At 69.4% G+C, this 12,460-nt stretch carries 11 protein-coding genes and 1 riboswitch; of the genes, 3 read left to right on the forward strand and 8 right to left on the reverse strand.

The window, feature by feature from the left end; all coding sequences use genetic code 11:
* Positions 1 to 66 precede the first annotated feature (66 nt).
* Complete coding sequence (locus tag EPN51_RS16090) at positions 67 to 825, forward strand: class I SAM-dependent methyltransferase (RefSeq protein WP_293044314.1); 759 nt, start codon at positions 67 to 69, stop codon at positions 823 to 825.
* Between the two features lie 4 nt (positions 826 to 829).
* Here the strand turns inward: EPN51_RS16090 and EPN51_RS16095 are convergent, their stop codons facing one another.
* On the reverse strand, positions 830 to 1,756 hold the full coding sequence (locus tag EPN51_RS16095; protein WP_293044316.1) for an RluA family pseudouridine synthase: 927 nt from the start codon (positions 1,754 to 1,756) through the stop codon (positions 830 to 832).
* Positions 1,749 to 2,381 carry a signal peptidase II gene (gene lspA, locus EPN51_RS16100; RefSeq protein WP_293044318.1) on the reverse strand — a complete coding sequence of 211 codons (633 nt, stop codon included), beginning with the start codon at positions 2,379 to 2,381 and terminating at the stop codon, positions 1,749 to 1,751. Before lspA ends, EPN51_RS16095 begins: the two co-directional genes overlap by 8 nt.
* A gap of 54 nt (positions 2,382 to 2,435) precedes the next feature.
* On the opposite strand from lspA, the gene EPN51_RS16105 reads away from it, so the two are divergent.
* The gene (locus EPN51_RS16105) at positions 2,436 to 3,392 is read left to right on the forward strand and encodes an asparaginase (RefSeq protein ID WP_293044320.1); all 957 of its coding nucleotides are present in this window, start codon (positions 2,436 to 2,438) and stop codon (positions 3,390 to 3,392) included.
* Here the strand turns inward: EPN51_RS16105 and EPN51_RS16110 are convergent.
* Positions 3,357 to 4,742, reverse strand: coding sequence for a DNA polymerase IV (locus tag EPN51_RS16110; RefSeq protein ID WP_293044349.1), 1,386 nt, complete (start codon positions 4,740 to 4,742; stop codon positions 3,357 to 3,359). The genes EPN51_RS16105 and EPN51_RS16110 overlap by 36 nt on opposite strands.
* Positions 4,743 to 4,797: 55 nt before the next feature.
* Between EPN51_RS16110 and EPN51_RS16115 the strand changes: the two genes are divergently transcribed.
* A complete protein-coding gene (locus tag EPN51_RS16115; protein ID WP_293044323.1) occupies positions 4,798 to 5,364 on the forward strand; it encodes a class I SAM-dependent methyltransferase in 567 nt (188 codons plus the stop codon).
* Between the two features lie 63 nt (positions 5,365 to 5,427).
* On the opposite strand, the gene EPN51_RS16120 is transcribed toward EPN51_RS16115, so the two are convergent.
* The 5 genes from EPN51_RS16120 to EPN51_RS16140 all read right to left on the reverse strand — a co-directional run bounded on the left by EPN51_RS16120 (position 5,428) and on the right by EPN51_RS16140 (position 12,445).
* On the reverse strand, positions 5,428 to 6,291 hold the full coding sequence (locus EPN51_RS16120) for a hypothetical protein (protein WP_293044325.1): 864 nt from the start codon (positions 6,289 to 6,291) through the stop codon (positions 5,428 to 5,430).
* 136 nt (positions 6,292 to 6,427) lie between these two features.
* Entirely contained in the window at positions 6,428 to 9,586 is a 3,159-nt protein-coding gene (ileS, locus tag EPN51_RS16125) for an isoleucine--tRNA ligase (RefSeq protein WP_293044327.1), read from the reverse strand.
* 291 nt (positions 9,587 to 9,877) lie between these two features.
* On the reverse strand, positions 9,878 to 10,138 hold the full coding sequence (locus EPN51_RS16130; protein ID WP_293044329.1) for an Rv1535 family protein: 261 nt from the start codon (positions 10,136 to 10,138) through the stop codon (positions 9,878 to 9,880).
* A 269-nt stretch (positions 10,139 to 10,407) separates the two neighbouring features.
* Positions 10,408 to 10,593, reverse strand: a riboswitch (M-box (ykoK) riboswitch).
* An 82-nt stretch (positions 10,594 to 10,675) separates the two neighbouring features.
* A complete protein-coding gene (locus EPN51_RS16135; protein WP_293044330.1) occupies positions 10,676 to 11,800 on the reverse strand; it encodes a nitronate monooxygenase family protein in 1,125 nt (374 codons plus the stop codon).
* 75 nt (positions 11,801 to 11,875) lie between these two features.
* A complete protein-coding gene (locus EPN51_RS16140; RefSeq protein WP_293044332.1) occupies positions 11,876 to 12,445 on the reverse strand; it encodes a carboxymuconolactone decarboxylase family protein in 570 nt (189 codons plus the stop codon).
* Positions 12,446 to 12,460: the final 15 nt, after the last annotated feature.

Consider the following 12,460-nt stretch of genomic DNA (forward strand, 5'->3'; position numbering starts at 1 on the left):
CGACGGGCGACACCACGGCAACGGTCTGATCGCTCCGCCGCCCGGAACAGTGCCTACCATGCCTGCATGGGGCGCACATTTGACGAGCTGATCAGCGAGGCCGACACCGCGCCCGTCGACGGCTGGGACTTCTCCTGGCTGGACGGCCGGGCGACCGAGGAACGCCCGTCCTGGGGCTACCAGCGCCTGCTGAGCGGCCGATTGGCGACGGTGGCGGCCGCGCTGGACATCCACACCGGAGGCGGGGAGGTGCTCTCCGGCGCGGCACCGTTCCCGCCCACCATGGCGGCCATCGAGACGTGGCCTCCCAACGCGGCCCTGGCCACCCGACGCCTGCATCCGCTGGGCGCCGTGGTCGTCGCGACCCGGGATGAGCCGCCGCTGCCGTTTGCCGATGCGGCGTTCGACCTGGTGACCACGCGCCACCCGATCTCCGTCTGGTGGTCCGAGATCCTTCGGGTGCTCCGGCCCGGCGGCACCTACTTCGCACAACACATCGGCCCCGCCACGATGGCCGAGCTGGTCGAGTACTTCATCGGGCCGCAGCCGGAGAAATGGGCAGAGTTTCACCCCGACACCGTGCGCGCCCAGGCCGAGGCCGCCGGGCTGCGGATCGTGGATCTGCGGATGGAGCGGATGCGCGCCGAGTTCTTCGACATCGGCGCCGTCGTCTACTTCCTGCGCAAGGTGGTCTGGACGGTGCCGGACTTCACCGTGCGGCGCTACCGCGACCGGCTGGCCGAACTGCACGAGCGCATCGAGGCCGACGGGCCGTTCGTCACGTACTCGACTCGGGTGCTCGTCGAGGCCCGCAAACCGCAGTGACCGGTCAGCCCTCGTCGCGCAGCACGTCCAGCGCGTGCTGCAGGTCGGGCGGGTAGGGGCTGACGATCTCGATCCGCCGCCCGTCGCCCGGGTGGGCGAACGACAGCGAGCGGGCGTGCAGCCATTGACGTTCCAGCCCAAGCCTTTTCGCGAGCTTGGGGTCGGCGCCGTAGACCAGGTCGCCGCAGCACGGGTGGTGCAGCGCGGAGAAGTGCACCCGGATCTGGTGGGTGCGCCCGGTTTCCAGATGGACGTCGAGCAGGCTGGCGGCGACGAAGGCCTCCACGGTGTCATAGTGGGTCAGGCTGTGCCGGCCGTCCTTGGTGACCGCGAACTTCCACTCACCGCCGCGGTGACGTCCGATCGGCGCGTCGATGGTCCCGCTGGACGGATCCGGATGTCCCTGCACCAGCGCGTGGTAGCGCTTGTCGACGGTGCGCTGCTTGAACGCCCGCTTGAGCACGGTGTAGGCGCGCTCGGACAGCGCCACCACCATCACCCCGGACGTTCCCACGTCGAGGCGATGCACAATGCCCTGCCGCTCGGGCACACCCGACGTGGTGATCCGATAGCCGGCGGCGGCCAGGCCGCCGAGCACCGTCGGTCCGGTCCAGCCCACCGACGCGTGGGCGGCCACCGCCGCCGGCTTGTCGACCGCGACGATGTCGTCGTCGGAATACAGGATGGTCATGCCCTCGATGTCGACCGGTGTGTTCTGCGGCGGATCCGGCGCCTCGGGCAGGCGCACCTGCAGCCACGCGCCGCCGGTCAGCCGATCGGACTTGCCGGCCTGCACCCCGTCCAGTTCGACGCCGCCGTCTTCGGCCAGGGCCGCCGCCGCGCTGCGCGACAGTCCCAGCATGCGGGCCAGCCCGGCGTCGACACGCATGCCCGCCAGCCCCTCCGGGACCGGCATCGAGCGGTCACTCACCCGCGCTGTCCTCGGCGCCCCCGATGTCATCGTCGGCCTTGCGCCGCCGGCCCGGGGAGTCGTCGTCGGCGTGGCGCCGCCCGACCGAGTCGAAGTCGAAACCGAAGATCGACAGCACCACCAGCAGGATGGCGCCGCCGACCACCGAGGGATCGGCGACATTGAACACCGGCCACCAACCGACCGAGAGGAAGTCGACGACGTGGCCGCGCAGCGGTCCGGGGGCCCGGAAGAAACGGTCGACCAGGTTGCCCATGGCGCCGCCGAGGATCAAACCCAGGCCCACCGCCCACCAGGGTGACACCAGCCGCCGGCCCATCCAGAAGATGCCGACCACCACACCCGTCGCGATCAGGGTCAGCATCCAGGTGTAACCGGTCGCCATCGAGAACGCGGCACCCGAATTGCGCACCAGGGTCCAGGTCACCGTGTCACCGATGATCGGCACCGGCTGGCCGGGAGGCAACAGCTTGACGGCGAGCACCTTGGTGACGACGTCCAGCGCCAGGACTATCGCCGCGACCGACAGCAGCAGGCGCAGCCGGCGCTGCGGCCGCCGCGGGTCGGTGGCCGCCGCGTCGGCCGAGGTCACCGGCTCAGTCGATCCCGTTGGTTCTTCAGGCACTCTCCCATCATCCCCTACCGCCCCGCGCGGGCCAGCGATGTGCGCGCGGCGGCGATGCGCGATGATTCGAACATGGCCCGCCTCACCGTGATCGCCACCGGGGGCACGATATCGACCGGCACCGGCGCCGACGGGGTGCACCGGCCCTCCTACAGCGGGGCGGATCTGACGGCGCCCTTCCGCGGGGATCACGACGTGGACGTCGTCGACCTGCTGGCAGTCGACAGCTCGGAGCTGACGCTGGCCGACTGGGACCGGATTCGCGACGCGGTGACGGCCGCGCTCGGCGACGGCGCCGACGGCGTGGTCGTCCTGCATGGCACCGACACCATGGAGGAAAGCGCCCTGTGGCTCGATCTCACCTATGCCGGCGATGCGCCGATCGTGCTGACCGGCGCCATGCGCAGCGCCGACGCCCCCGACGCTGACGGTCCGGCGAATGTGCGCGACGCCCTGGCCGTGGCGGCCAGTCCCGCCGCCCGCGGCCTGGGCGTGGTGATGTGTTTCGCGGGCCGGGTGCTGCAGCCGTTGGGCATGTGCAAGGTGGCCACCGAGGACCTCGGCGGCTTCACCGGTCGGCTGCTCGGCACCGTCGCCGGTGACGTGACGCTGGCTGGCCCCAAGACGCGGCCGTACCTCGGCGATCTGCGCGCCGCGCCGGCGCCGCGGGTCGACATCGTCGCGGCCTACCTGGGCAGCGACGCGGTGGCGCTCGACGCCTGCGTGGCCGCCGGGGCGCGGGCCGTGGTCCTCGAGGCGCTGGGTTCGGGGAACGCCGGGCCCGCGGTGGTCGACGCGGTGCGCCGGCACTGCGGCGACGGGATCGTCGTCGCGGTGTCCACCCGGGTTCCCGGCGGGCGGGTCGGCGCGAGCTACGGCCCCGGGCACGACATGGCGGCCGCCGGGGCGGTGATGGTGCCCGGGCTGCGGCCGTCGCAGGCGCGCGTCTTGCTGATCGCCGCGCTGGCCGCCCGGCTACCCGTCGCCGACGTCGTCGGCCGGTGGGGCTGACACAGCGTCGGCTTGCAGCCCGCCGACGTAATCCGGCCAGTCCAGCGAATCGACCGGATTGGCGCGCACCAGCTCGTCGCCGGCGGCGGGAAACGTCTTCGCCGAGCCCGGGCCGGAGGTGCGGGTCTCGAACCGGACGGTGACCACGCCGTGGCCCGCGCCCTGCACCCAGCCGTGCCCGAGGTCGCGGTGGCCGACGTCGTCCCCCACCCGCCAGCCGGCTTCGCCGGGCCCCTTGCTGAACATGGCCTCGGTCGCGGTTTCGACGGAGTGCGAATCCGGTTGCTCCTGCGGCAGTTCCAGATCCGGGAACAGCGACTCCTGGCGCACGTCGCTCAACCCCGAAAACCCCACGCCGAGAAGGCGAATGGGCCCGATCTCGCGCGGATCGAGCAGCAGCCGGCGGGCCACGCCGACCAGCGCGGCGACCTCGGTGGTCGCGTACGGCAGGGTCGCGGACCGGGTCAGCGTGCTCATGTCGGATTTCTTCAGCTTGACCGTGACGGTGCGCGCGCCGCGGCCGTCGCGCAGCAGGCGGTGATGGGCGTGCTCGGCGATCGGTTCGATCGCCTCGCGCAGCTGCTCCAGGCTGGTCAGGTCAACGGCGAAGGTCGACTCGGCGCTGATCTGTTTGGCTTCGGCGCGCTCGGCGACGGGGCGATCATCGATGCCGCGGGCCAGCCGGTGCAGCGCCGGCCCGATCGTGGCGCCCAGGATGTTGGCCGCCTCGGCGTCGGTCAGCGCGGCCAGCTCCCCTACGGTTTCGATGCCGAGGCGATGCAACTTCTCGTCGGCGACCGGGCCGATTCCCCACAGCCGGCGCACCGGCAATCCGCCGAGCAGCGGTCGTTCTTCGGCGCGGCGGACCACCCGGATCCCGTCGGGTTTGGCCAGTCCGGAGGCGATCTTGGCGATCTGCTTGCCCGAGCCCGCGCCCACCGAGGCGATCAGCCCGGTCTGGTCACGAACCCGTCGGCGCAGGTCCTCGCAGAAGGCTTCGACGTCCTCGGCGGACGCCCCGGCCAGCGGTGCGGGTTCGCCGAATCCCTCGTCGAAGGAGAGTTGCTCGACGACGGGGACCACGGCGCGCACGGTGTCGAAGACCCGGCGGCTGGCCACCCCGTACACGACGCCGCGCGGCGGCAGCACCACCGCGCTCACCCCGACCAGCCGGCGGGCCTGATGCATGGGCATGGCCGATCGGGCGCCGAACACGCGCGCCTCATAGCTGGCGCCGGCCACCACGCCGCGGCCACCCAAACCGCCGACCAGCACCGGCCGACCGCGCAGGGTCGGCCGGGTAAGTTGCTCGACGGAAGCGAAGAACGCGTCCATGTCCAGGTGCAGCACCCAGCGCGACTCCACAGGATCGATGCTAGGGGTCGGTTGGACTAGGTTTTCCCCTATGGGCATGAACCTCGCGCACAAGTACATCTGCAACTCCGACCGCTGGCGGATGGCGGTCAAAGAGGAGTTGCTGCCGTGGGTACTCGCCGATATCGACCTCGGCGACAACACGCTGGAGATCGGGCCCGGCTACGGCGCCGTGTTGAACGCCCTCGTCGACATGACCCCGCAGCTCACCTCGGTCGAGATCGACACCCCGATGGCCGAGCGGCTGCAGAGGCTGTACGGCGACCGGGCCCGCATCATCAACGGCGACGGCACCGATACCGGTTTGCCGGCCGACGAGTTCAGCTCGGTGGTGTCGTTCACCATGCTGCACCACATCCCGACCATGGAACTGCAGGACCGGCTGTTCGCCGAGGCGTTCCGGGTGCTGCGCCCGGGCGGGGTGTTCGCCGGCAGCGACAGCGTGACCTCGCCCAGGTTCCGGATCCTGCACTTCCGCGACACCTGCAACACGGTGTCGCCGGAGACGTTGCCGGATCGCTTGCGCGCGGCGGGGTTTGGCGACGTCGAGGTCGAAGTGCGCGGGGGCAGGCAGCGCTGGCGCGCCGTCAAGCCTTGACCGCGAGAGTGTCACCAGCGACGGGTCTTCTCGAGAAACGTGTCGCCAGTTGCACTTTCGCATTCAAAGTGTGCAGCCGGCGGCGCGCAGAGCACTCCTTGCCCGGTCCACGACGACGCTCGGCCGGTGCCGTAACAGGTCTGCGCCGACCCGGACCAGGCGCCATCCCCGCCGCTCCAGTTCCGCGGTGCGCTCGATGTCGTTGGCGCGAATGCGCGGATCCACCCAGTGCTGCGCGCCGTCGTATTCCACCCCGACGAGCCACTCCTCCCAGCCCATGTCGATCCTGGCCAGCACCGCACCCCAGACGTTGTGCACGTTGATCTGGGTCTGCGGCCTGGGCAAACCCCCGCGCATCAGCACGAGCCTGGTCCTGGTCTCCTGGGGCGATTCGGCCCCCGCGTCGATGAGCGGTAGCGCTCGGCGCAGCTGCGTCATGCCGCGGGCGCCGCGGTGCGCCCCGAACAGCGGTTCGACGCACTCAGCCGTTAGCCCCGTGGCCCTCGCCAACGAATCGATTGCTACGACCGCAGCCACGAGTCCGGTCCTTCGTCCCAGGTCGAACGCTGTGCGCGCGGGCGACGTCACTGGCACACCACAAACCTCGGTGATCTCGCCGGGCAGCAACGTCTCATTGCGGGTGACGATCAATGGTGGCGGTCGCTTGCGGCCGGTGATCAGCTCGGCCGGCGCGTGCGGATCGACCCATTCAGCGCCCAGCAGCGCGGCCGCCGAGTTTCCGGCGACCACCGCCTGCCGACCCGACCATAGCCAGGAAGCTACCGCCCGATCCTTTGCGGTGAAGTCACCACCACGGCGTTGGTAGACGTTGCGATAGATCCGTGTGCAGGAGCGCCGCAGATCGCGCTCCGTCAATTCGCCGACCCGGAGCGCCTCTGTACCCACAAACGGTTCCCCGTCGCCCATAAGTGGAGGCTGCCACAACCCTCCGACATCTGACGAGAGTGCGACTACCGACGCCGTTACTCGGGAAATGCGTCGCCAGTTGCACTTTCGCGGCCCGAAAGGCTCAGGCCCAAAAGGCTCAGGCTCAGGCTCAGGCTCAGGCCTTGGCTCTGGCGATGCTCACCCGGACGCCGTCGCCGATAGCGACGGCGTCCGGTGCCGGCTCGGCGAATTGAAAACTGGTAGCGAGTATCTCCCCCGCGATGAGGTCGCGGTGCGCCTGCGCCCAGTCGTCCCGCTCGGGCGGCACCGACATGACCACCGAAATCCGGTCGGACACGTCCAGGCCCGTCGACTTGCGCAGTTCCTGCAGTTCGCGGATCCGGTCCTTGGCCCAGCCCTCGGCCTCCAGCTCCGGGGTCACGGTGCCGTCCAGCACCACCAGGCCCGCCCCGTCGGGCAGCGCCGCGGTGAATTCCGGGTCGGCGGCGACCAGCCGCGAGCTGTATTCCTCCGGTTGCAGGACCGCGGGACCGGCGGTCAGGGTGCCGTCTTCATTGACGACGCCCTCCCCCGCCTTGACGGCCTTGATCGCGGCTTGCACGTCCTTGCCCAGCCGCGGGCCGGCCACCCGCGCGTTGACGGTGAGCTCGAAGGAGCCGTAGGTGTCGATCGCATCGGTCAGCTCGACGCTTTTGACGTTGAGCTCGTCGGCGATCAGGTCGACGAACGGCTGCAAGAGTTGCGGATTCTCCACCGCCACAGTGAGTTTCGGTAGCGGCAGCCGCACCCGCAGCTTCTTGGCCTTACGCAGCGACGAGGCGGCCGAGCACACGTCGCGGACCTGATCCATCGCGGCGACCAGCTCGGGGTCGGCGGGCACGTCACCCGCCTGCGGCCAATCGGTCAGGTGCACCGACCGCTCGCCGGTCAGGCCGCGCCAGACGATCTCGGTCACCGACGGAAGCAGCGGCGCGGCCAGCCGCGCGGTCACCTCCAGCACGGTGTGCAAGGTGTCGATGGCATCGACGTCTTCGGTCCAGAAGCGCGAACGTGACCGTCGCACATACCAATTCGTCAACGCCTCGGTGAACTGGCGCAGCTGCTCGCAGGCTCGCGAAATATCACAGCTGTCCATCTCACGGGTCAGCTCGTCGCGCAGTCCGGCGAGCTTGGCCAGGATGTAGCGGTCCAGCACCTGGGTCGAATCGGTGCGCCAGACACCGACTTTCGGCGCATACAGGGCCAGGAAGCTGTAGGCGTTCCAGAACGGCAGCAGCACCTGGCGCACACCCTCGCGGATGCCTTGCTCGGTGACGATGAGGTTGCCGCCGCGCAGGATCGGCGAGGCCATCAGGAACCAGCGCATGGCATCGGAGCCGTCGCGGTCGAACACCTCGGACACGTCGGGATAGTTGCGCAGCGATTTGCTCATCTTCTGGCCGTCGGAGCCCAGCACGATGCCGTGGGCCACACAGGTTTTGAAGGCGGGCCGGTCGAACAGCGCGGTGGCCAGCACATGCAGCGTGTAGAACCAGCCGCGGGTCTGCCCGATGTACTCGACGATGAAGTCGCCCGGATAGTGGCCGCCGACCTGCTTGTCAGGGTCGGCGCTGTGGACGCCGTCGAACCACTCCCCGTTCTCGAACGGGTAGTGCACCTGCGCGTACGGCATGGACCCGGAGTCGAACCACACGTCGAGCACGTCGGGGATGCGCCGCATCGTGCTGCGACCGGTGGGGTCGTCGGGGTTGGGCCGGGTCAGCTCGTCGATGTAGGGGCGGTGCAGGTTGGTGGGCCGCACCCCGAAGTCGCGCTCCAGTTCGTCGAGGCTGCCGTAAGCGTCGATGCGCGGGTAGGCCGGATCGTCGGACTTCCACACCGGAATCGGGGTGCCCCAGTACCTGTTTCGTGAGATCGACCAATCGCGGGCACCCTGCAACCACTTGCCGAACTGGCCGTCCTTGACGTGCTCGGGGTACCAGGTGATCTGCTGGTTGAGTTCCACCATGCGGTCCCGGAATTCGGTGACCGCGACGAACCACGACGACACCGCCCGATAGATCAGCGGGTTGCGGCACCGCCAGCAGTGCGGGTAGGGGTGCTCGTAGGTTTCGTGGCGCAGCAGCACCGCCCCGTTGGCCGCGGCGGGACCGCTGCCGTTCTTCAGGTCGCGGATGATCTGCGGGTTGGCGTCAAAGACGTGCTGCCCCTGGTAATCCGGGACGCTGGCATCGAACCGTCCCTTGGAGTCGACCGGGGTGACCGGGGCGATGCCGGCGGCGTCCGCGACGGCCATGTCGTCCTCGCCGTAGGCGGGCGCCATGTGCACCATGCCGGTGCCGTCCTCGGTGGTGACGAACTCCCCCGCCAGCACCCGAAAGGCGTTGGGCGAGTCCATGAAATACGGGAACGGCGGCAGATACCGGGTGCCCAGCAGGTCGGCGCCGGTGCAGCTGCCCAGCACCTCCGGTTCTTCTCCCAGCTCGCGGGCGTAGGCGGCCAGTCGCGGCTGCGCCAGCACGAACCGGCGATCACCGGACCGCACCTCGACGTACGTCACGTCGGGGTTGACGGCGACGGCGAGGTTGGACGGCAGCGTCCACGGCGTCGTCGTCCACACCAGCAGATACGCCCCATCGAGCGCGCCGCCGACCACCTTGAACCCCACCGTAAGCGCGGGGTCCTGGCGGCTCTGGTACACGTCGTCGTCCATCCGCAATTCGTGGTTGGACAGCGGGGTTTCGTCGCGCCAGCAATAGGGCAGGACCCGGTAGCCCTCGTAGGCCAGGCCCTTGTCCCAGAGCTGTTTGAACGCCCAGATCACCGACTCCATGTAGGGCAGGTCCAGCGTCTTGTAGTCGTTGTCGAAATCCACCCAGCGCGCCTGACGGGTGACGTAGGCCTGCCACTCGTCGGTGTAGCGCAGCACCGATGCGCGGCAGGCGTCATTGAAGGCGGCGATACCCATGTCGTCGATCTGCGATTTGTCGGTGATGCCCAACTGGCGCTCGACCTCGAGTTCGGCCGGCAGCCCGTGCGTGTCCCAGCCGAACCGGCGCTCCACCTTGTAGCCGCGCATGGTGCGATAGCGCGGGACGATGTCCTTGACGTAGCCGGTGAGCAGGTGCCCGTAGTGCGGCAGGCCGTTGGCGAACGGCGGCCCGTCGTAGAACACGTATTCCGGCGAGCCGTCGCGGCGGGCGATGCTGGCGCGGAAGGTGTCGTCGCGGGCCCAGTAGTCCAGCACCTCGACCTCGAGCGCCGGGAAGTCGGGCGGCCCGCCGGCCAGCTTGGGGTAAGTGCGCTCGGTCAAACGTCGTCTCCTGTGCCAGTCTCAGGCCCTGGGGACGACGACGCGCCGGCTGCGCGAGCGCCGCGGTACCACCCCGCTTGCCGCGCTCGCGCACGGCCGCTCATCGAAAGGCTGTGACGGGCCTACCCGTTCGGTTCTACTGAGCCGGTTCTGGCAAGCCAGGCCGGCGGTTCTTCCGAAGGCTCCCCGGTGATGGCCGGATCGACGCCAGTAAAGCTTACCGCGAGACTGTAACTGCCGACGCGGACGCCGAGTGCACCCGTCGCCAGTTACAGTCTCGCGGTCGAAAGCTCAGGCGCGGACTTCGAGCACACCCACCCGCCACAGCGCCGCGTACACGTGACGCAGCGGGATGCTCAGCAACCGGCAGGCCCCGTTGACCAGCGGGTCGCCGCCCGGGCCGAACAGCGGGTAGTCGCTGCGGCGCGCCTGTTGCGCGGGCTCGGGCGCCAGCACGTGGATCGGAGCGTGAACCGTGTCCGTGTCGCGCACCACCCTCAGCGTGCGGGCGGGCGCTGCGGTGACGACTTCGTCGTAGAGGGCTGCGGTCATGATCGCCTCCTAGAGGGAGAATTCCAACGGGGACTGAAAGGACTGACGTGTCCCGTCCCGGGTCGGTTCCGATCTCAGAACGCTTGGCCGGTAAGCACTTAGCGTGTGCGACGACTCAGCCGAGAACGTCGCGCCCGAGAACGGATCGGGACGAAACACGGTTCGGACTTCGATCCGGACTATCGCTCGAACTCATGTGTCCCTCACCTCCTCGCGGTCGCATGCGATCTAGACGCAGCACAAGGAGCAGAACCCGACGACTGTCGGAGACCGCACCCCTCTCGTCAGAGCTTCGGCACCACACGACGTGTCCTGGCCTGGAAAAACAATCCAAACCGGAAGCCACCTGGGCTCAACCCTTAAGCCGGGAGGAGCTGTCCTGACCCGGGGCGTCTTTCGACGTTCGGGGTCAGTGGCCTGTATTCGTGTAGACGCCTCACCTAACGAGGTGCTTACCCGACCGATCATGCACGAGTGGTCTGACGCGGTCAAATCCCGCGATGACGTGTCCGCGATTCGCTACCAACGGGCCCGGGATCACTTCTCGACCAGGCCCTCGAGCCGGCCGATCGTGTCGATGAACTCGTCGACCATGTCCAGCACCACCGAGCGCGTGGGGCGGACCCGGTCGAGCGAGCCCACCACCTGTCCGACGAAGTAGGTCGCCAGCTCACGCGCCTTGGCGCCGTCGTGGGCGGCGGCGGAGTTGATGCGCACCTGCGGCTCGGTGATCAGCACGGTCTGCAACGGCATGCCCAGCGGGTCCGGGTTTTCCGGTCGGTCCCATTCCTCGGTCCAGGCGGTGCGCAGCATCCGCGCCGGCTTGCCCGTCATCGAGCGCGACCGCACCGTGTCGGAGGACGTGGCGGCCAGGAACTTCTCCTTGACCACGGGCACCGTCTCGGCTTCCTCGGTGGTCAGCCAGACCGACCCGCACCACACGCCCTCGGCGCCCAACGCCAGGGCCGCCGCGATCTGGCGACCGCGGGCGATGCCGCCGGCGGCGAGCACCGGAACCGGCGCCACGGCGTCCACCACCTCGGGAACCAGCACCATGGTCGCCACGTCGCCGGTGTGGCCGCCCGCCTCGGTGCCCTGCGCGACGATCAGATCGACACCGGCCGCGGCGTGCCGCTGCGCGTGGCGGGTGGTGCCGGCCAGCGCGGCCACCAGCACGTCGTCGTCGTGGGCGCGTTCGACGAGGTCCGCCGGGGGCGGGCCGAGCGCGCTGGCGATCAGCCGGATGTTGTGCGCGAAGGCCACGTCGAGCAGCGGCTGGTAACTCTTCGGCGAAATGCTCAACCCGCCGAAGGACGGGCGAGCGTCCGCGGCGGGCGCCGTCACCCCGTAGCGCGCGAGCAGGTCGTCGACGAACGCGCGGTGCTCGTCGGGCAACAGGGTCCGGGCCTGGTCGGCGTCGATCCCGCCTTGCTCGGCGCCCACGTATTTGGGCGGCAGCAGCAGGTCGACCCCGTAGGGCTTGCCCCCGGTCTGCTCCTCGATCCAGGTCAGCTCGCTGTGCAGTCGCCCCGGGCTGTGCGCGGTGGCGCCCAGGACGCCGAATCCGCCCGCGTTGGTCACCGCGGCCACCACATCGCGGCAATGGCTGAAAGCGCAGATCGGGAATTCGACACCGAGCATCTCGGCGACCCTGGTTCTCATTGCCCGACGCTAAGAGTTATCGATTGATAAGTCAATCGGTTACGGCCCTGAGCAATTCACGCTCGAGCGTCGATGTCAAGACCCGGGCGGACGGCCGTCCGGCGGCCAGCTCGACACGCCCTCCTCCAGCGGCACCTCGAGGCTCTGCAGGATGGACGCGACCATGCGCCACGCACCGATGACCGTGACCAGCTCGACGAGAACCATTGTGTCGCCGTTGAATTCGCGATCGCATACCGCCCAATTCGCGGCGCTGACCGCGCCGTCGCGCACCACGTCGTCGGTGGCCGCGAGCACAGCCCGCTCGGCGGGCCCGAACCCCGCGTAGTTCCGCCAATCCCGCACGCCGAGCAGATCATCGCCCGGGACGCCGAGCCGCGACGCGACGCGCCAGTGCTGCGTCCATTCGTAGTCGCAGGCGGTGAGCCAGCCGATCCGCATGATCGCCAACTCGCGCAACCGCGCGTCGAGTGCGCCGTGCCAGAGCATGGTGGCGAGCAGGTCGTTGATGGCGCGCGCCAGCGGCGGATGGTTGAGCAACACCTGGAAGATGCTGAGTTCGGCCATGTAATTGGGGACGGCCGCTTCGTCGGCGGCGGCTTTGGCTTCGTCCAGTGGCAGTTTGGGCAGGCGCGCTGTTGTCATCGGATGAGCACTCCT

This window comes from Mycobacterium sp. (assembly GCF_004298145.1).
Lineage (GTDB): Bacteria > Actinomycetota > Actinomycetes > Mycobacteriales > Mycobacteriaceae > Mycobacterium.

What these genes read in the sequence shown, in the direction of transcription:
- EPN51_RS16090 (WP_293044314.1), top strand. Translation starts at nt 67, where the DNA reads ATGGGGCGCACATTTGACGAGCTGATCAGCGAGGCCGACACCGCGCCC.
- EPN51_RS16105 (WP_293044320.1), top strand. Translation starts at nt 2,436, where the DNA reads ATGCGCGATGATTCGAACATGGCCCGCCTCACCGTGATCGCCACCGGG.
- EPN51_RS16115 (WP_293044323.1), top strand. Translation starts at nt 4,798, where the DNA reads ATGGGCATGAACCTCGCGCACAAGTACATCTGCAACTCCGACCGCTGG.
- EPN51_RS16120 (WP_293044325.1), bottom strand. Translation starts at nt 6,291, where the DNA reads ATGGGCGACGGGGAACCGTTTGTGGGTACAGAGGCGCTCCGGGTCGGC.
- EPN51_RS16130 (WP_293044329.1), bottom strand. Translation starts at nt 10,138, where the DNA reads ATGACCGCAGCCCTCTACGACGAAGTCGTCACCGCAGCGCCCGCCCGC.
- EPN51_RS16135 (WP_293044330.1), bottom strand. Translation starts at nt 11,800, where the DNA reads ATGAGAACCAGGGTCGCCGAGATGCTCGGTGTCGAATTCCCGATCTGC.
- EPN51_RS16140 (WP_293044332.1), bottom strand. Translation starts at nt 12,445, where the DNA reads ATGACAACAGCGCGCCTGCCCAAACTGCCACTGGACGAAGCCAAAGCC.